The organism is Bradyrhizobium sp. F1.13.3, assembly GCF_040548265.1.
Lineage (GTDB): Bacteria > Pseudomonadota > Alphaproteobacteria > Rhizobiales > Xanthobacteraceae > Bradyrhizobium.
Window position 1 is genome coordinate 124956 of sequence record NZ_JBEPRI010000007.1, and the last position, 19405, is coordinate 144360.

Here is a 19405-nt window from a genome sequence, read left to right on the forward strand (position 1 = left end):
ACGCCCTTGGAAAGCACCGCGGCGGCATGGCACGACTTTCATTATGCCGCACTGCAACGTGATCGTAATATTGCAAAATCTTTGACGCGGATCGGGCAACAAATCGACACGGTCGCCGCACTCGCAGATTCGTGGCCGGGTCAAGCAACGTTGAGCCAAACGCGGTCCCGACATTTGGAATGGGCGGCGCAGAACAGCGCCGCCCTCTCCGCCCGGCCGCCCGATCAGAAGAAGCCGAGCTTCTTCGGGCTGTAGCTGACCAGCAGATTCTTGGTCTGCTGGTAGTGATCAAGCATCATCTTGTGGGTCTCGCGCCCGACACCCGATTGCTTGTAGCCGCCGAACGCCGCATGCGCGGGATAGGCATGGTAGCAGTTGGTCCAGACCCGGCCAGCCTGGATCGCCCGGCCGAAGCGATAGCAGCGGTTGGCGTCGCGGCTCCAGACGCCGGCCCCCAAGCCGTAGAGCGTGTCGTTGGCGATCTCGAGCGCCTCTTCGTCGCTCTTGAAGGTCGTGACCGAAACGACGGGGCCGAAGATCTCCTCCTGGAAGACGCGCATCTTGTTGTGGCCCTCGAACACGGTCGGCTGGACGTAGAAGCCGCCGGCGAGATCGCCGCCGAGCTCGGCGCGTCCGCCGCCGGCCAGCACCTTTGCTCCCTCCTGTCTGCCGATATCGATGTAGGAGAGGATTTTTGCGAGCTGCTCGCCGGAAGCCTGCGCACCGATCATGGTGTCGGCAGCGCGCGGATCACCCTGCTTGATCGCGGCGACGCGCTTCAGCGCCCGCTCCATGAAGCGGTCGTAGATGTCGGCGTGGACCAGCGCCCGGCTCGGACAGGTGCAGACCTCGCCCTGGTTCAGCGCGAACATGACGAAACCTTCAATCGCCTTGTCGAAGAAGTCGTCGTCTTCGGCGATGACGTCGCTGAAGAAGATGTTGGGCGACTTGCCGCCGAGCTCAAGCGTGACGGGAATGAGGTTCTGGCTGGCATATTGCATGATCAGCCGGCCCGTCGAGGTCTCGCCGGTGAAGGCGATCTTGGCGATGCGCGGGCTCGACGCGAGCGGCTTGCCGGCCTCCAGGCCAAAACCGTTGACGATGTTGAGGACGCCGGGCGGCAGCAGATCGCCGATGATTTCGGCCCAGACCATGATCGAGGCCGGGGTCTGCTCGGCCGGTTTGAGCACGATACAATTGCCTGCGGCGAGCGCGGGCGCGAGCTTCCAGCAGGCCATCAGCAGCGGGAAGTTCCAGGGAATGATCTGGCCGACCACGCCGAGCGGCTCGTGGAAATGGTAGGCGACGGTGTCGTGATCGATCTCGGAGAGGCTGCCTTCCTGGCCGCGGATGGCACCGGCGAAATAACGGAAGTGGTCGATCGCCAGCGGCAGGTCGGCGGCGCGGGTCTCGCGGATCGGCTTGCCGTTGTCCCAGGTCTCGGCGATGGCGAGACGCTCGAGATTGTCTTCCATGCGGTCGGCGATCCGGTTCAGGATCGCGGCGCGCTCGGCGACGCTGGTGCGGCCCCAGGCGGCCTTCGCGGCATGCGCTGCGTCGAGCGCTGCCTCGACGTCCTGCGCATCGGAGCGCGCGATCTTGCAGACGATCTGGCCTGTCACCGGCGAGGCGTTGTCAAAATACTTGCCGGAGATCGGCGCGACGAATTTGCCGCCGATGAAATTGTCGTAGCGTTCGGCGAAGGGAATTTTGGTGACGCTGAGGAATTCTACCTTGTTCATTGATCACTCCCGATGTTTGCTGTTTGCGCAATTCGTCGCGTGGTCGCGACTTGCGCCAACGATGTCGCGGGAGGCGACTTCTGTCAGCCCTGATAGGAGCGATCACTGAGCCGACCTGTCGCAGTTCTGCGACAGGTGACGAGGCTGCACGTCGTGCCGCCGCACATACTGACCTCATCCTGAGGAGCGCGCTCTTGCGCGGGTCTCGAAAGGATGGCTGGGGATGACAGCAGGGCCTCTTGTGGTTCGAGAGGACCGCTTCGCGGTCTCCTCACCATGAGGATCTACCAGCAGCTCAATGCGCGTTCAGCTCGAACCGCTTGAGCTTCCTGTGCAGCGTAGCGCGGCTGACGCCGAGGGCCTTGGCGGCCGCCGAGACATTGCCGCCCGCGCGCAGGAGCGCCCGCTGCAACACTGCGCGCTGACCGCCGGCAAGATGGTCGCGCGCGGTGTCGCCGCCAAGGAGATCGGCGGCGGGCATCGGCTGCAACGCCCGGCCGGGCGCAATCCCGAGTCCCGCTCGGGCGGACCGGGTCGCGCCGATCACGAGATCGTCCGCATCGACCGCAACGAGGCCGCCGCACTGGCCGTCCGCACCTTGCGCCAGCACGATCCGGGCATGGGCGAAGGCCCTGCGAAACAGATCGGCCTCGATACGCTTGGCCGCCTCGCCGGCCGCGAGCGCGATCAGACTGGAAAACACGTCGGTACGGTCGGCGCGGCAGGAGGAGACGTCGAGCACGCCCGCGAACGCAGCCTCATGGTCGTAGATCGGAACGGCGGTGCAGCTCAGAAGCGTGTTGCGGGTGAAGAAATGCTGGTCGCGGTCGATCGTCAGCGGACGTTGCTCGACGAGGCAGGTGCCGATGCCATTGGTGCCCTCATGCTCCTCGCTCCAGAGCGCGCCGGTCCAGAGTCCCCAGGACTGAAATGTGGCGTCGTCCGCCGGGGTGCCGCGGCGATCGACCGGCACGCCTTCGCCGTCGGCGAGTAGCACGCAGCAGCCGCTGGCGCCGACCGCCTGGTAGAGCCGGTCCATCGCACCTCGCGCAGCGGCAAGCAGCGGCGCGATGCGCTCGCGCGCGCGGTGCAGCTCGGCTTCGCTTAGCCGGTTCGGCGAGCTGCGGCCTGCGGGATCGAGACGATGCAATCTGGACGAACGGCGCCACGAGGCCACGAGCGACGAGCGTGCCGCCTGGCCTGACGTGATGGCGGCCTCGACACGGGCCGCGTGATGCCGGGGGAATTGCCCATTCATCACTGTTTCCTCCGGGTGGCAATTTAGAGCGTGCCGGCACGGCCCGGTTGATCTGCGTCAACCCAGGCCATGGCGCTGCAAGCCATGAGCCGGTTGCGGCGCTGCCGTCAAGACGGCAGTCCGGTTCCAGGCCTTCAAGGAAGAACTGTCAGTTCGCCGGGATCGTCCGGACGAGATCGCGCGGATTGACGTAGTCGAGCTGGAAACGCGCCCGCTCGTCCAGCATGTCGGGGTCGATCTTCGCGGAGCGCAGCAACGAAACGCGTTGCTCGCTCCTGGCGCGCTCGCGCTTGAGCTGGGCCAGCTCGCTGGTCAGCGCCACGATCTCCTGGTCGAGCTCCTGACGGGCGTTGAGGCCGTATTTGCCGGTATAAGCGTTGACGCCGAAATAGCCGACGATGGCGGCCGCCATCGCATAGAGGGCAAGACCGGTCAGGATCGATTTCAGCCGCGCGCGGGAGACCATCCTGGGAAGATGGGACAGGTTGGTTAAGGGCGTGCTAATTTCGGGCGGCTGGGCCCCGCGCGCGACGCTAGTGGACCCTCATGGTGAGAAGGCGCAAAGCGCCGTCTCGCGGACGATGCTTCGCATCGCCGCGAGAACCATGAAGGCCCGCAATTTCCCGGAGCCATCCTTCGAGACGAACGCTTCGCGTTCTCCTCAAGGATGAGGGCCGTAAGCTGCGGCTGCGGGCGATTTAGCCTCAGCCGTGATGCTTCGCCACGTGCACCGCAAACGCGTCGATATAGGCCTGGAGTACGGGCTTCAGGGACTCCTTGGTCAGATTGCCGTCGGCATCGAAGGCATCGCCCACCCCGTTCAGATAGGCCTCGGGCTGCTGCATAATCGGGCCGGAAATCCCCGGCAGGATGTTCTGCAGCGTCTTGGCGGCGCTGACGCCGCCGAGCGGGCCCGGCGAGTTCGCGATGATGCCGACCGGCTTGCCGTTGAACGAGCTCTTCCCATAGGGCCGCGAGGCGACGTCGATGGCGTTCTTCAGCACGCCCGGGATCGCGCGATTGTATTCCGGCGTGACGAAGATGACGCCGTCTGACTGCTGGAGTTTTTCGCGGAAGGACAACCAGTCGGCCGGCGGCGCGCCCTCGAGGTCCTGGTTGAAGAACGAGATGCCGGCCGGCGTGACGACCTCGAGCTTGAGCGAGGCCGGCGCGAGCTTGGCGAGCGCATTGGCGATCTTCAGCGAAAAGCTGTCCTTGCGCAGGCTGCCGGCGATCGTGACGATATTGTAGGCCATGGAGTGTCCTCGAAATCTTCAGCGGGAGTGCCGGGTCGGCACTTAAGCGATCCCGAGTGATGGATGCAAGTGCATGGACCGGTCGGATTTGGAAACGCTGCGTTTCTGAACGGTCGCCCCAACAATCAGGCCGCCAAGTGGCGGCCTGATTCCTTGGTACAAATCTGCAAATCGGCTCAGATCGTCGGATTCCATGCCGACGGGATCAGGCGATATTTGGCGCCGTCCTTCTCGACATGGCCGACCGAGGGGAAGGTGAAGTGGAAGCCGATCACGGTCGCCTTCTCGGCCGCCGCCATGTCGTAGAATTTGTGGCGGGTCTCCTGCGCCAGCGCAGCATCGGTGTCGAACACCACATGCCAGTCCGGATTGCGCAGGAAGAACTCCGGGATGTTGGTGACGTCGGACTGGATCAGCACCTTGGCATCGCCAGAGGCGACCGCGAACGAGGTGTGCCCGGGGGTGTGGCCGGGCGTCGCGATCGACGTGATGCCCGGCGCGACCTCCTTGCCCCACTCGTACTTCGTGACCTTGGATTCGAGGCCAGCAAAGGTCTTCTTCACGTTGGCGAAGTAGTTCTTCATCATCCCGTTCGACTCGGCCTTGGCGGCGTTGTCCTCGCTGGTCCAGAACTCCCAGTCCTTGCCGGGCACCATGATCTCCGCATTGGGGAAGGCAAGCGCGCCGTCGGCGAGACGAATGCCGTTGGTGTGGTCGGGATGCAGATGCGAGAGCAGCACGACGTCGATGCTCTTGGGGTCGACGCCGGCGGCCTGGAGGTTCTGCAGCGTGCGGCCGACCGCACCCTTGCTGGGCTCGAGATTGGCGACACCGTTGCCGGTATCGATCAGCACGAGCTTGGAGCCGGTGTTGATGAGCTGCGGGTTGAACGGCACCGTGACCATGCCCTTCGGCATGTAGGCCGCCTCGCCCGCGGCCAGCGCTTCCTCCTTCGGCGCGTTGACGACGAACTTGTCCGGCATCGGGAACGTGCGCGCACCGTCATTGATCGAGGTGCACTCGTAGCTGCCGACCTTGTAGCGGTAGAAGCCAGGCGCCTGTGTGCCGGCTTGCGGCACCGAGGCATTGGCGGCGGTCGGCCCAAAGCCGGTCACGGCAGCCGCACCGAAGGCGGCGGCGCCTGCAAGCAAATGGCGGCGATTAAGATCGGTCATGAGGTCCCCTTCTGAGCGCCCCGCGGTTTTCCCGCGTGCAAATGGCGGCGGAATAATCCCCGGCTCCGCTCAGAAGGCAAGACCTTCTTTGGGTGACGTGCCGTCGCACATCACGATTATTTATTTGGGTTGATGAGGAATTTTTCGCCGGTGGCGCGTTTCGCATAGACCGCGATATTGGCGGGATCGAGCGCCTCGGAAAGCGACACCACCTTGGTGTAGTGGCTGGCAAACGTGGTCTTCAGTTCGTCGACCACGCGCTGGCGCAGCCTGGCCCCGTCCGCCTGCCCGATCTTCATCAGGAACGGAAACAGCAGCCAGCCACCGACGCCCCAGGCCATGCCGAAGCCGCGCGGCAGCTCGATCGGGCGGACGTCGAGCGCGCCATAGACATAGACCTGCTTGTGCACGTTGGAGCCGTAGCGGCTGTATTCCTTCGCGGTCTTGTTGATCGCGACTTCCATGCAGTTGAGGATGTCGCCGGCGAGCTTGCCGCCGCCGATGGCGTCGAAGGCGATGGTGGCGCCGGTCTCGACCAGCGCGTTGGTGAGATCGCCCAGGAAGCTCGGTGCGGTGGAATCGACGACGTATTTGGCGCCGATCTTGTGCAGGATGTCGGCCTGTTCCTTGCTGCGCACGATGTTGACCAGCGGGATGCCGTCCTTGATGCAGATCTTGTTCAGCATCTGGCCGAGATTGGAGGCGGCCGCAGTGTGCACCAACGCCTTGTGACCCTCGCGCCGCATGGTCTCGGTCATGCCGAGCGCAGTCAGCGGATTGACGAAGCAGGAAGCGCCTTCGGCCGGCGTGGTGCCTTCCGGCAGCGGCAGGCACTCGCGCACTTTCAGCGTGCGATACTGCGTATACATCGCGCCGCCAATCATGGCGACGGTCTTGCCCATCAGCGCCTTCGCGGCATCCGAGGAGCCGGTCCTGATCACGACTCCCGCGCCTTCGTTACCGACCGGCATGGACTCGTCGAGCCGGCCTGCCATCGCCCGCATCGCGCCTTCCGGCACCTTCGCGGTGATGATGGGAGCGCCCTTGTCGCCGGAAGCCTTCGCAGTGCTCATATCGGCCGCGCCGATCAGGAGCCCGAGGTCGGACGGATTGATCGGAGCGGCCTCGACGCGAACGACGACCTCGTCCGCGGCGGGTTCGGGGGTCGGCACGTCGAGCAGCGAGATCTCGAGCTCGCCGCTCTTCTTGATCAGCGAACGCAATTGCAGGCCGTTTTTGCCGTCGCTCATGTCGATCCTCCCCTGTTTTTGTCCGAGAGCTGGCTTATGCCAGCGCCTTCAGTGCCGCCTTGCCGCCGTAGAGCGCCTGCTTGCCGAGCTGCTGCTCGATGCGCAGGAGCTGGTTGTATTTGGCGGTGCGATCGGAGCGTGCAAGGGAGCCGGTCTTGATCTGTCCGCAATTGGTGGCGACCGCGAGGTCGGCGATGGTGGAATCCTCGGTCTCGCCGGAGCGGTGCGACATCACCGAGGTGTAGCCGGCCTTGTGCGCCATCTCGACGGCGGCGAGCGTCTCGGTCAGCGTGCCGATCTGGTTGACCTTGATCAGGATCGAGTTGGCCCGTCCGGCCTTGATGCCTTCGGCGAGCCGCTTGACGTTGGTGACGAAGAGATCGTCGCCGACGAGTTGGCACTTCTTGCCGACGAGGTCGGTCAACTCCTTCCAGCCGTCCATGTCGTCTTCCGACATGCCGTCCTCGATGGTCACGATCGGATAGCGCGCGACGAGGTCAGCAAGGTACTTGGCCTGCTCGGAAATCGAGCGGGTCTTGCCCTCGCCTTCGTAAACATACTTGCCGTCCTTGAAGAACTCGGTCGAGGCGCAGTCGAGGCCCATCACGATGTCGGAGCCCGCCTTGTAGCCGGCCTTGCCGATCGCGTTCATGACGAATTCGAGCGCGGCGTCCGCCGATGGCAGGTTCGGGGCAAAGCCGCCCTCGTCGCCGACATTGGTGTTGTGGCCGGCCTTCTTCAGCTCCGACTTCAGGGTATGGAAGACCTCGGCGCCGTAGCGCAGGCCCTCGGCGAACGACGACGCACCGACGGGCAGGATCATGAACTCCTGGAAGTCGATGGGGTTGTCGGCATGCATGCCGCCATTGATGATGTTCATCATCGGCACCGGCAAGAGACGCGCCGAGGTGCCGCCGACGTAACGGTAGAGCGGCATGTCGAGCGAGTTCGCGGCCGCCTTGGCGCAGGCGAGCGAGACGCCGAGGATGGCGTTGGCGCCCAGCCGGCTCTTGTTCGCGGTGCCGTCGAGGTCGATCATGATCTGGTCGAGCTGGGCCTGCTGCTCGACATCGAGGCCGCTCAGGGCCTCGAAGATCTCGCCGTTGACGGCGCCGACCGCCTTGGTGACGCCTTTGCCGAGATAACGGGCTTTGTCACCGTCGCGCAGTTCCACCGCCTCGTGGGCGCCGGTGGAAGCGCCGGACGGCACGGCAGCACGGCCGAGCGCACCATCTTCCAGCACGACGTCGACCTCGACGGTGGGATTGCCCCGGCTATCCAGGATTTCGCGTCCGATGATGTCGATGATGGCGGTCATGAGGGCCTCTTTTCGGGGGACTAAGCAGTCAGTTGGGGTGCTTCTACCGCAATGCATCGAAGCGGAAAAGGCCGGGTGACGGCCGCACGATGATTGGCTAAGAGGGCGCCAAGGAGGCGGCCTGATGTCGAAAAAGCCAAGCAAATCGAAGAACTCAAGCTCGGATTCACCTGCCCTGCAGCTTGGCCGCGCGGTGGAATGGCCGGATGCGCCCGAGAAAGCAAAGCTCGACCGCGTGCCGAATCCGCAAGGAGGCACCGATTATCTGGTGCGCTTCACCGTGCCGGAATTCACCTCGCTCTGCCCGGTCACGGGACAGCCGGATTTCGCGCATCTGATGATCGACTACGCCCCCGGCCAATGGCTGCTGGAGTCGAAGTCGCTCAAACTCTACATCGCGAGCTTCCGCAATCACGGCGCCTTCCACGAGGACTGCACCGTGATGATCGGCAAGCGCATCGCGAGCGAGATCAAGCCGAAGTTCCTACGCATCGGCGGCTACTGGTATCCGCGCGGCGGCATCCCGATCGACGTGTTCTGGCAGACCGGCCGCGCGCCGAAGGGCCTGTGGGTGCCCGAACAGGGCGTCGCACCCTATCGCGGGCGGGGCTAGTTGGACCGAACGCCGATGGAATCGACTGCAGCAACATTCCGAAATCTTGGATTGGGCCTTCTGGGCATGCTGTGGCTGACCGGCGCGGCCGAGGCTGCCGAAGTCCGGGTGATGATCTCGGGCGGCCTGACGGCTGCCTACAAGGTGCTCGTGCCGGAGTTTGAGAAGGCCACCGGCAACAAGGTGCTGACCGAATATGGGCCCTCGATGGGGACCACGACCAACGCTATCCCGGTCCGGCTGGAGCGCGGCGAGGCGGCCGATGTCCTGATCATGGTGGGCTACGCCCTCACCGATCTCGCCAGCAAGGGCAAGGTCGTTGCCGGCAGCCAGGTCGACCTGACGAGATCGCCGATCGGGGTCGCCGTGAAATCGGGCGCGCCGAAGCCGGACATCAGCTCGGTGGAAGCGGTCAAGCGCGCGTTGCTCGCGGCGAAGACGATCGCCTATTCCGACAGCGCCAGCGGCGTCTATGTCTCGACCGAAATGTTTGGAAAGCTCGGCATTGCCGATGTCATGAAGGACAACGCCCGCAAGATTCCGGCCACGCCGGTCGGCGAGATCGTCGCCCACGGCGATGCCGAGCTCGGCTTTCAGCAGATCAGCGAGCTGAAGCCCGTGAAGGGCATCGATATCGTCGGGCCGCTGCCGAACGAATTGCAGCAGATCACGATCTTCTCAGCCGGCATCGCAAGCGTTTCCAAAGAGCCCGAGGCCGGCCGGGCCTTGATCAAGTTCCTTGCCTCCCCGGCAGCCCGCGACGCGATCATCGCGAGCGGCATGGAGCCGATCGCGGCCGGTGGAGCGAACTAAAACCCTCTCGCATCTAGTACGCGCTCAGCAGATCGACCTTCGCATTCGCCAGCACCAGACGCCGCGCCAAGATGGCAGCGAGATTGCGCATGATTTTGAGCGAGGTCTCGGGATGCACGCGACGATAATCGGCAAAGCTGCCGAGCGGCAATTCGAGGCAGGCCACCGGCGTGTCGGCGAAGACGTCGGCGCTGCGGCTTCCCTCCAGGATCGCCATCTCACCGAAAGCCATGCCGGGGCCGAGTGAAGCCAGCCGCACGCCGCTGCGCAGCTTTACACTGACCATGCCGCTCTGAAGGAAGAACAGCGAATTGGCGGGCTCGCCGGCGGCGATGATGCGCTGGCCGGCCGCGTAGTGCCGCGTGGTCGACAGCTTGACGATGGCGGCGATCTCGTCGGCATCGAGCTCGGCCAGCAGTGCCTGCTCGCCGAGATGCGCGCTCTCTTTCACGTCGGTGAAGCCGCCGAAGCGGTAGATCACCTGATCCTCGGCCCATTCGATCGCATCGTCCAGGAGTGCAAAACGCCGTAACCGGCGCGGCTCGGACGTGCGCGCCGAGATCGCCGTCCACACGGCCGAGGTCTCTTCGAAGCCCGACAGGATCGTGATGATGCCGGCATTGCCGAGCGCCGCCAGCGTCTCGCCCAGAAGCTCAGCGCCCGCTGCGGTGATATCGGGGACGCGACGAAAATCGATGATCAGGAGCGGCGCATTCGGCGGCTCGCTGGTGAGCCGTCGCGTGACATAGTCGATGGTGCCGAAATTCATGGCGCCGACCAGCTCGAGCACGCGGATGTCGCTGTGGCGCTCGTCGAGAATCTGCTGCTCGCGCGGCGGGCGGCTGCGGCGCGAGGAGATGCCGTAGACGTCGTAATCCGCCATGATGCTGGTGCGGACGTCGGCATTGCGGTTGAGCATGTGCAGGTCGAACCGCGCCGACAGCGCTTCGCACACTTTCAGGCCGCGCGCGCTGTTGAAGTGGTTATCCAGCAGCGGCGAGAAAGTGCCGAGCCCGAGTTGCGAGGGTAGCGCCGCGACGATACCGCCGCCGACGCCGCTCTTGGCGGGGATGCCGACCCGGTAGGTCCACTCACCGGCATAGTCGTACATGCCCGAGCTCGTCATCACCGACAACGTGCGCGCGACGATGTGCGGAGTGATCACCTGCACGCCCGTCACCGGATTGATGCCGCGATTGGCGAGCGTGGCCGCCATCACCGCCAGATCGCGCGCAGTGACCAGGATCGCGCATTGACGGAAATAGACGTCGAGCACGGCGTCGACGTCGTCTGGCAGCACGGCGTAATTGCGCAACAGCCAGGCAATGGCCCGGTTGCGGTTGCCGGTCGCAGTCTCCGACGCGTGCACGGCGTCGTCGACGCCAAGCTCGCGGCCGGCGAACTGGCTGAGCTTCGAGCGGACGCGCTCGAAGGCGCCCCTCCCGTCCACCTCGTAGATGAGGCCCGAACAGGCGATGGCGCCGGCATTGACCATCGGGTTGAAAGGACGGTTGTCGTTGGTAAGCCGGATCGAATTGAAAGCTTCGCCGCTCGGCTCGACGCCGATGGTGGCTGCGACCCGCTCTTCGCCGACCATCTCCAGCGCCAGTGCGAACACGAAGGCCTTCGAGACCGATTGGATCGTGAACGGCACCGCGCTGTCGCCGACCTCGTAGATATGGCCGTCGATGGTGACGAGCGCGATGCCGAAATGGTCGGGGTTGGCGCGCTTCAGCTCGGGAATATAGTCGGCAAGCTCGCCCGAATTGTCGGCCTGGAATTCTTCGTAACAAGCGGTCAGGAAGCGCCGGAGCGGGGGCTTGGTGGGATATCCCGTCGATCGGGTCACGCTGGCTGCGCTGGGCGAGCGGCTGGTCTGGGCGTCCACGATCTCACACCTCGATTTGCCCAAAATCGAAGCAATTCGTGTGCCATGTATACGGGACCGACGGTGTCGTGGTGGGGCCGATCCCCTTCAGGGACCGAATAGCCTCAGCGCGCGTCGGACGGCGCGCGCTGTTTCAGCAGGCGCGCGCAGACAAAGCCCAATACCACCATGATCGCGGCGCTCACGAGCAGCGTCGGCACCTTGCCGCCATGCTGCAGGCCAAGGCCATAGGCGAGCGGCCCGACCGTCTGCCCCATGAAGAAGAAGAACGAATGCAGCGATAGCGCGGTCGCGCGTGCCTCGACCGAGAGCTCGCTGGCAAACATCTGCAGGCAGCCATGGGCGATATAGAAGCCCCATCCCATCACGACAAGATTGAGCGCCTGCACTTCCCAGCGCGGGCCGAAGCCGACGAGAACGAGTTGCGAGGCCACCAGCGTCATGCCCGCGATCATCATTCCCTTCATGCCCAGCCATGGCAGCAGGCGCGACACCGTCAGCGTGTAGAACAAGCCGCCGACTGCAAAGCCCGCGATGACGAAACCGGCGATCGAGAGCGAGGTCTGACCGAGCTCGAACAGGAACGATGCGATGTAGGGAAACAGGCCGAGCACGCAGCAGCCTTCGATGAACACCGCCGAATAACAGACATAAGCGTTCGGGTTGGTGAAGATGGTGCGATAGCCGGCCTTCAGCGCCGACAGGCTCGTCTTCGGCGGATGCTTGACCTTGGCGCCACGAAAACCGGCGGCGACTGCGATCGACGCAACGATCACGAGCCCGCCGAGCACTGCCAGCACGCCGCGCCAGCCGAGGAAATCGCCGATCAGGCCGGAGGCCGAGGCGCCGAGCAGATTGCCCGTCATCGCGCCGGTAAGCGTGCGGCTGATCGCGATCTGGCGTTTCTCCGGACCGACGAGATCGCTGGTCAGGCTGAGCGCCACGGGAAACACGCCGCCGGAGCCGATGCCGGCGAGGATACGGGTCGCGAACAGAACCGAGAACGAGCTCGAGAGCGCCCCCAGGATGTTGGCAAGGCCGAGCAGCGCGAGGCAGCCGATCATCAGCCGCGTCTTGCCGAACAGATCGGCGGCGGCGCCGACGATCGGCTGGATGATGGAGAAGGTGAAGGCGAACACCGCGGCAAAGCCGGCAGCGGTCGCGATGCTGACGCCAAAGTCCTCGGCGACGTGCGGCAGCACCGGATCGAGCGCGCGCGCGGAGAGCGCCGCGGCAAAGCTTGCACCGGAGATGACGTAGAGCGCGGCCGGCAGGCCGTGATCGTGCGGCCGCGCCTCGCCTTGCTGCATCAGCGCGGGTCGGCTTTGGTCGAATCTTTGGCGAGCGCGTCGAACGCCATCAGCCTTCGGATCAGCCCTTCGAAGTCGCGCAGCGGCACCATGTTGGGTCCGTCGGACGGCGCGCTATCGGGGTCGGGATGAGTCTCGATGAAGACACCGGCAACACCGACAGCGACGGCTGCGCGTGCGAGCACCGGCACGAATTCGCGCTCGCCTCCGGAAGACGTCCCCTTCCCGCCCGGCTGCTGCACCGAGTGAGTGGCGTCGAAGATCACGGGTGCGCCGGTGGTGCGCGCCAGGATCGGCAAGGCGCGCATGTCGGAGACTAGGGTGTTGTAGCCGAAGGACGCGCCGCGTTCGGTCACGAGCACATTGGGATTGTTCGCGCTCGTGATCTTGGACACGACATTGGCCATGTCCCAGGGCGCGAGAAACTGACCCTTCTTGACGTTGACGACCTTGCCGGTTGCGGCGGCCGCCAGCAGCAGATCGGTCTGGCGACACAGGAAGGCGGGGATCTGCAGGATGTCCACCGCCTGCGCCACCTCGGCGCATTGCGCGGCGTCATGCACGTCGGTCAGAACCGGCAGGCCGAGCGACGATCGGATTTCGGCGAAGATCGGCAGCGACTGGGCAAGCCCGAGCCCACGCGCGGCCGACGCGCTGGTGCGATTGGCCTTGTCGAACGAGGTCTTGTAGACGAGGCCGATCTGCAGCCGCGCGGCGATCTCCTTCAGCGCCGAGGCGACCTCCAGCGCATGCTGGCGGCTTTCGAGCTGACACGGTCCGGCAATGATCGAGATCGGCAGATCGTTGCCGAATTTGACCTTGCCAATAGTGACGACCGGCGCCGCTGACGTCGAAGAGCTCAAGGCAAATCCCTCGCTTCGGCGCGACCATAGCCGCGATGAAGGGCGGATCAACCCCATTCGGCCTGGGCTCCAGAATATCAGGGTTGCGCCAGGCTCCCCGCGACGCCCTCGCGCCGGCCGTCTCTACTTCACCGCCGAGAAGGCGGTCGGCGCCAGGATCTGGCTGACGATGTTGCCGACGATCTGGCCGTCCGCCTCGCTCTCGGCGCGCGCTTTCATCCAGTCTGGATCGCTCATGAAGCCGGCCCACTTCTTCTCGCGCTCGGCGAGCGACTCCCAGGCCAGGAAGTAGGTCAACTCCTGGTTGGATTCGCCGATCAGCGTGGTGAAGAAACCGGCTTGGCGAATGCCGTGCTTTTCCCAGATCTTCAGCGTCGCCGTCTCGAACCGCTTCAGCAGCGCCGGCAAACGGCCGGGCACGCAGCGATAGATGCGCATTTCGTAGATCATTCTTGTTTCCTCCCTGAACAGGTCCGGCGGTTATAACGGCTGGCCCTGACGGTGTCTTGAGGCCCGCTCGACCGCCCCCCGTGGCGTTCCGCGCATGGCTCTGCCCCCCTGCTGAACGTGCGCCGGCCGCCGTCTACAAGCTGACGCGCCGGCCGCAGATGAAGCTCGTTACGGGATCGCTTGCGCCTGATAGGTCAATGCCGCTCGCGGCGGAGCGGATGCATCTTGCACGTGACTGCACCGCCACGTGCTGAGCCGATTACACCAGGCGGCTCTGCACCATCGCCGCGCGAATGAACGACGCGAACAGCGGATGCGGCTCGAAGGGGCGCGACTTCAGTTCGGGGTGGAATTGGACGCCGATGAACCAGGGGTGATCCTCGTACTCGACGATCTCCGGCAGCACGCCGTCGGGCGACAGGCCCGAGAATTTCAGCCCGTGCTGCTCGAGGCGATCCTTGTAGGCGGTGTTGACCTCGTAGCGATGGCGGTGGCGCTCGGAAATCTCGGTCGCGCCGCCGTAAACCTCCGAGACGCGGCTGCCGCGATTGAGCGCCGCGGGATAGGCGCCCAAGCGCATCGTGCCGCCGAGATCGCCAGCGTTGGTGCGCTTCTCAAGCTCGTTGCCGCGCAGCCATTCCGTCATCAGGCCGACCAAGGGCTCCTTGGTCGGGCCGAACTCGGTGGAGTTGGCCTCCTCGATCCCGACGAGATTTCGCGCGGCCTCGATCACCGCCATCTGCATGCCGAAGCAGATGCCGAAATACGGGACGTCGCGCTCGCGCGCGAACTGCGCCGCGCGGATCTTGCCTTCGGCACCGCGCTGGCCGAAGCCGCCGGGCACCAGAATGCCGTTGACGTGTTCGAGGAACGGCGCGGGATCTTCCTTCTCGAAGATCTCGCTTTCGATCCAGTCGAGATTGACCTTCACCTTGTTGGCGATGCCGCCATGCGAGAGCGCCTCGATCAGCGACTTATACGCATCCTTCATGCCGGTATACTTACCGACGATGGCGATGGTGACGTTGCCCTCGGGATTGCGGATGCGCTCATTGATCTGCTGCCAGCTGCGCAGCTCCGGCGGAATCCGCGAACCGATGCCGAAGGCGGCAAGCACTTCGTCGTCGAGGCCTGCGGCATGGTAAGCCTGAGGGACAGCGTAGATGCTGTCGGCGTCGCGCGCCTCGATGACGGCGCTCTCGCGCACGTTACAGAACAGCCCGAGCTTGCGCCGTTCCTCCTTCGGGATCTCGCGATCGGTACGGCAGAGCAGGATGTCCGGCTGGATGCCGATCGAGCGCAGCTCCTTGACGGAGTGCTGCGTCGGTTTTGTCTTCAGCTCACCGGCGCTGGGGATGTAAGGCAGCAGCGTCAGATGAATGTAGATGGCGTGATCGCGCGGCAGCTCGTTCTTGAGCTGGCGGATCGCCTCGAAGAACGGCAGCCCCTCGATGTCGCCGACGGTGCCGCCGATCTCGACCAGCACGAAGTCGTAATCATCGTTGCCGTCGAGGACGAAGTCCTTGATGGCGTTGGTGACATGCGGAACCACCTGGATGGTCGCGCCGAGATAATCGCCGCGCCGCTCCTTGGAGATGATGTCCTGGTAGATGCGCCCGGTCGTGATGTTGTCGGCCTTGGTCGCAGGCCGCCCGGTGAAGCGCTCGTAGTGACCGAGATCGAGGTCGGTCTCCGCGCCGTCATCGGTCACGAACACTTCGCCGTGCTGATACGGCGACATCGTTCCGGGATCGAGATTGAGATAGGGGTCGAGCTTGCGGAGGCGGACCTTGTAACCCCGGGCTTGCAACAGGGCACCGAGTGCCGCTGAAGCCAGACCCTTGCCGAGCGAAGAAACCACGCCGCCGGTGATGAATATGTACCGCGCCATGGGGCTTAACCTCTAATCCCTCGAATTCGATTCGCCAAAGCGATTCGTATTCCGCCCCAAACATTTTGCGGGGCTGTGGGTGAGCCAGAACTAAGAGTGGTGACAGAGCCTTGATGGGGATTGTTGATGCAGGACGGTAGAAGCCGCCCTGCATGGCCCCCCTGCTTTATTGCGAACGCGGTACCTGCGGGCCGCTCGGTGCCGGAGCCTGCTGCTGCTCGTCGGCCTTCTTCAGCGAATCCAGGATGCCGCCGGAGGTCGGCGGCGCGATCGGTCCGCCACCGGCCGGCTGGGTCTGCGACGCCGGGGCGCCGATGATCGACGACGGCTTGCGGTCGTAGCCGGCATACCAGGACAGGAACAGGCTGGTGAGAAAGAAGCCGACGGCCAGGATCGCGGTGGTCCGCGTCAGAAGGTTCGCGGTGCCGCGGCTCGACATGAAGCCGGCGCCACCTCCCATGCCGAGGCCCCCGCCTTCCGACTTCTGGAGCAGGACGGCGCCGATCATGACGGTGACGATCATGAGGTGAATGACGATGACAACAGTCTGCATAGTGTCCTTCCGTCACAAGCCGACAGCGCCGAGACGGCGGCCAATCGTGCTTCGCGGGGTTTTCCTGAAGTTGCGCGGTGTTACACGATCAGCCGGGGCATTGCCACCCCCGATCGGGCGGGTCGTAAGGTTTGGAGCTAGCTAGGGACAGCCCTGCGCAATCACAAGGAAGTCGGCCGCCTTCAGGCTGGCCCCGCCGACTAGCGCGCCATTGACGTTCTTCACGGCCATCAGCTCGGCCGCGTTCGAGGGCTTGACCGAGCCGCCATAGAGGATCCGCATCCCGGCGCCGTCGGCCTTGAACCTGGAGGTCAGGAATTCCCGGATAAAGCCATGAATCTGCTCGACATCCCGGGACGTCGGGGTCAGGCCGGTGCCGATTGCCCAGACCGGTTCATACGCCACCACTAGATTGGCGGCGGTCGAACCATCCGGCAGCGAGCCGTTGAGCTGGCCGCGCAGGATATCGAGGGTCTGGCCGGCGTCGCGCTGGCCCTGCGTCTCGCCGATGCAGACGATCGCCGTCACCCCGGCGCGCCAGGCGGCCTCAGCCTTCTGCCGGATCAGGGCATCGCCTTCGCCATGGTCGGCACGGCGCTCGGAATGGCCGACGATGATCGCGGTCGCACCCGAATCCGCCAGCATTTCAGCGGCGATGTCGCCGGTATGGGCGCCGGAGGCCTTGGGGTGGCAATCCTGGGCCCCCACCGCGACCTTCTTGCCGCGTGCCTTCTCGGCAAAGGCTGCGATCAGGGTCGCCGGCGGGCAAACCAGCAGGTCGGCTTTGCCGGCCACCTCTGCCGCGCCATTGAGCATGGCGTCGAATTCGGCAGTCGAGGCCTTCAGGCCGTTCATTTTCCAGTTGCCGGCGATCAGGGGGCGGATGGCATCGGTCATGTCAAATTCCAGCAAATTCGGTTTGTGCATGCGCTAGCAGAGGTCCCGTGGCAGTTCCAGAGACCAGGGGCTTTTAACCGCAGGGATCGAAAGCCTGCCGGACCCGAGGTTGCGGGGGGAAAGCCACCACTTTATGATGATTGATCAATTTGGTGACGCGCTTTTGCGGAATCTGCATTAAGACGCGCTCCCGTTCCCCTCCTGCCAAACAAGTTGGACCAAATGCTTCGAGGAATGCGCAAGGCCTCATCAAACTGGCTCGGCAAGACCATTATGGCCATTGTGATGGGCGTGCTGATCATCAGTTTCGGCGTTTGGGGCATTGCCGACATCTTCAAGGGCTTTGGGCAATCCACCGTAGCCAAGGTCGGCGGCACCGAAATTTCGCTGAACGAGTTCCGCCAGATTTACACCGATCGCCTGCAGCAGATCAGCCGCCAGTTCGGCCGGCCGCTGTCGCCTGAACAGGCGCGCGCCTTCGGCCTCGACCGTCAGGTGCTCCAGCAGACGATCGCGGAAGCCGCCCTCGACGAAGAGGCGCGCCGGCTCGGGCTCGGCCAGTCCGACGACCAGATCCGCCAGCTCATCATGAACGACCCGAACTTCAAGGGCGTCGGCGGCAACTTCGATTCGAACCGCTTCCAGTCCGTGATCCGCAATTTCGGCTATACCGAGCAGCGCTACGTCTCGGAGCAGCGCAAGGTCTCGCTGCGTCGGCAGATCACCGGCACGATCGGTGCCGGCCTCGAGCCGCCGAAGGCGATGCTCGACGTGCTGACGCGCTTCCAGAACGAGCAGCGCGCCATTGAATTCGTCAGGCTCGACGCAGCCCAGGCAGGCACCATCGACGCGCCCTCGCCCGAGGCGCTCGCCGCCTATTTCGAGGATCACAAGGTCCAGTTCCGCGCGCCCGAATATCGCAAGATCGCGTTCGTCGTGGTCTCGCCGGAGGAGATCGGCAAGTGGAGCGAGGTGTCGGACGAGGACGCCAAGAAAGCGTTCGACCAGCGCAAGGATCGGCTCGGCACGCCGGAGAAGCGCCAGATCCAGCAGATCGTATTCCCCAACGCCGCCGAGGCGCAGACCGCACGCGAGCGGCTCACCAGCGGGACGTCGTTCGAGGACCTCGGCAAGGAGCGCGGACTGAGCGCGTCCGACGTCGATCTCGGGCTCGTGACCAAATCCTCGCTCGATCCCGCGGTTGGAGACGCCGTCTTCGCGCTTCCCGCCGGTGAAATCAGCCAGCCGATCCAGGGCCGTCTCGGCACGTCGATCGTCAAGGTCGACAAGATCGAGCCGGGCACTGAGGCGAACTACGCGAGCGTTGCCGCCGACATCAAGCGCGAGATCGCCACCGAGCGTGCGCGCGTCAAGGTCGCCGATCTCCGCGACAAGATGGAAGACGAACGCGGCGGGGGTGCCAGCGTGATCGACGCGGCGCAGAAGCTCGGGCTCACCGCCGTAACCATCGACGCCGTCGACCGTTCCGGCCGCGCCCCGAGCGGCCAGCCGGTCTCCGGCATTCCGCAGGGCCTCGACGTGGTGTCGCAGGCCTTCAACACCGATGTCGGCGTCGACAATGACTCGATCTCTTTCAAGGGCGGCTATGTCTGGTACGACGTGCTTGCCATCACGCCGTCGCGCGACCGCAATCTCGATGAGGTCCGCGACCAGGTCGAGGCGCGCTGGCGCCAGGACCAGATCGCGACCAAGCTGAAGGCCAAGGCGACCGAGATGGTGCAGAAGCTCGAATCCGGCGGCAAGCTCGCCGACGAAGCAGCCGCGATCGGCGCCAAGGTCGAGACCGCCACCGGCTTCAAGCGCGACGACTCGCCCGCCAGCGTTCCCGCAACGGTCGTGTCGGCCGCCTTCCGCGTCGCCAAGGACGGCGTCGGGCAGACGGCAGTGACAGGCGGCACCGAGGTGATCGTGTTCCGCGTCACCGAGATCATCGATCCCACGGTCGATGCCGCTTCCGAGGCTGTCAAGAAGCTGAAGGACAGTCTCGACCGCGCGCAGACCGAGGAGCAGGTCGCGTCCTACGTGAACAAGCTTGAAACAGACATCGGAACCAGCATCAATCAGGCCGCCTTCGCGCAGGTGACCGGCGCGAACCAGTGAGTTGAAA

At 64.7% G+C, this 19405-nt stretch carries 17 protein-coding genes; 3 read left to right on the top strand and 14 right to left on the bottom strand.

The genetic code is table 11. The annotated features are described in order from the left end of the window. Nucleotides 1-224: 224 nt before the first annotated feature. The 7 genes from adh to eno all read right to left on the bottom strand — a co-directional run bounded on the left by adh (nt 225) and on the right by eno (nt 7999). Nucleotides 225-1742: an aldehyde dehydrogenase gene (gene adh, locus ABIB66_RS20285; RefSeq protein WP_354255361.1), complete on the bottom strand. Its 1518-nt coding sequence runs from the start codon at nt 1740-1742 to the stop codon at nt 225-227. A gap of 295 nt (nt 1743-2037) precedes the next feature. Further along, nucleotides 2038-3000, bottom strand: coding sequence for a helix-turn-helix domain-containing protein (locus ABIB66_RS20290; RefSeq protein ID WP_354209822.1), 963 nt, complete (start codon nt 2998-3000; stop codon nt 2038-2040). A gap of 148 nt (nt 3001-3148) precedes the next feature. Continuing rightward, nucleotides 3149-3466, bottom strand: coding sequence for an FtsB family cell division protein (locus tag ABIB66_RS20295; protein WP_007590617.1), 318 nt, complete (start codon nt 3464-3466; stop codon nt 3149-3151). Between the two features lie 238 nt (nt 3467-3704). After that, a complete protein-coding gene (locus ABIB66_RS20300; protein WP_354209823.1) occupies nt 3705-4256 on the bottom strand; it encodes an NADPH-dependent FMN reductase in 552 nt (183 codons plus the stop codon). A gap of 176 nt (nt 4257-4432) precedes the next feature. Further along, a complete protein-coding gene (locus ABIB66_RS20305; RefSeq protein ID WP_354059132.1) occupies nt 4433-5431 on the bottom strand; it encodes an MBL fold metallo-hydrolase in 999 nt (332 codons plus the stop codon). Between the two features lie 116 nt (nt 5432-5547). After that, complete coding sequence (locus tag ABIB66_RS20310; RefSeq protein WP_354059130.1) at nt 5548-6681, bottom strand: zinc-binding dehydrogenase; 1134 nt, start codon at nt 6679-6681, stop codon at nt 5548-5550. A gap of 34 nt (nt 6682-6715) precedes the next feature. After that, the gene (eno, locus tag ABIB66_RS20315) at nt 6716-7999 is read right to left on the bottom strand and encodes a phosphopyruvate hydratase (RefSeq protein ID WP_354059128.1); all 1284 of its coding nucleotides are present in this window, start codon (nt 7997-7999) and stop codon (nt 6716-6718) included. 124 nt (nt 8000-8123) lie between these two features. On the opposite strand from eno, the gene queF reads away from it, so the two are divergent. Continuing rightward, entirely contained in the window at nt 8124-8612 is a 489-nt protein-coding gene (queF, locus tag ABIB66_RS20320) for a preQ(1) synthase (protein ID WP_275171235.1), read from the top strand. 15 nt (nt 8613-8627) lie between these two features. Further along, nucleotides 8628-9425 carry a substrate-binding domain-containing protein gene (locus tag ABIB66_RS20325; RefSeq protein WP_354209824.1) on the top strand — a complete coding sequence of 266 codons (798 nt, stop codon included), beginning with the start codon at nt 8628-8630 and terminating at the stop codon, nt 9423-9425. 13 nt (nt 9426-9438) lie between these two features. Here ABIB66_RS20325 and glsA read toward each other — a convergent pair whose 3' ends face one another. The 7 genes from glsA to tpiA all read right to left on the bottom strand — a co-directional run bounded on the left by glsA (nt 9439) and on the right by tpiA (nt 17277). Then, the gene (gene glsA, locus ABIB66_RS20330) at nt 9439-11313 is read right to left on the bottom strand and encodes a glutaminase A (protein WP_354209825.1); all 1875 of its coding nucleotides are present in this window, start codon (nt 11311-11313) and stop codon (nt 9439-9441) included. 104 nt (nt 11314-11417) lie between these two features. Continuing rightward, a complete protein-coding gene (locus tag ABIB66_RS20335; protein WP_354209827.1) occupies nt 11418-12623 on the bottom strand; it encodes an MFS transporter in 1206 nt (401 codons plus the stop codon). Then, complete coding sequence (kdsA, locus tag ABIB66_RS20340; RefSeq protein WP_275171238.1) at nt 12623-13486, bottom strand: 3-deoxy-8-phosphooctulonate synthase; 864 nt, start codon at nt 13484-13486, stop codon at nt 12623-12625. Before kdsA ends, ABIB66_RS20335 begins: the two co-directional genes overlap by 1 nt. Nucleotides 13487-13609: 123 nt before the next feature. Beyond that, complete coding sequence (locus ABIB66_RS20345; protein WP_275171239.1) at nt 13610-13936, bottom strand: NIPSNAP family protein; 327 nt, start codon at nt 13934-13936, stop codon at nt 13610-13612. 259 nt (nt 13937-14195) lie between these two features. Then, a complete protein-coding gene (gene pyrG, locus ABIB66_RS20350; protein WP_007590604.1) occupies nt 14196-15827 on the bottom strand; it encodes a CTP synthase in 1632 nt (543 codons plus the stop codon). Between the two features lie 166 nt (nt 15828-15993). Next, complete coding sequence (secG, locus tag ABIB66_RS20355) at nt 15994-16380, bottom strand: preprotein translocase subunit SecG (RefSeq protein WP_007590603.1); 387 nt, start codon at nt 16378-16380, stop codon at nt 15994-15996. 141 nt (nt 16381-16521) lie between these two features. Next, a complete protein-coding gene (gene tpiA, locus ABIB66_RS20360; protein WP_354059115.1) occupies nt 16522-17277 on the bottom strand; it encodes a triose-phosphate isomerase in 756 nt (251 codons plus the stop codon). A 222-nt stretch (nt 17278-17499) separates the two neighbouring features. Here tpiA and ABIB66_RS20365 point away from each other — a divergent pair, with 222 nt between their 5' ends. Further along, nucleotides 17500-19398: a SurA N-terminal domain-containing protein gene (locus ABIB66_RS20365; protein ID WP_354209828.1), complete on the top strand. Its 1899-nt coding sequence runs from the start codon at nt 17500-17502 to the stop codon at nt 19396-19398. Nucleotides 19399-19405 lie beyond the last annotated feature (7 nt).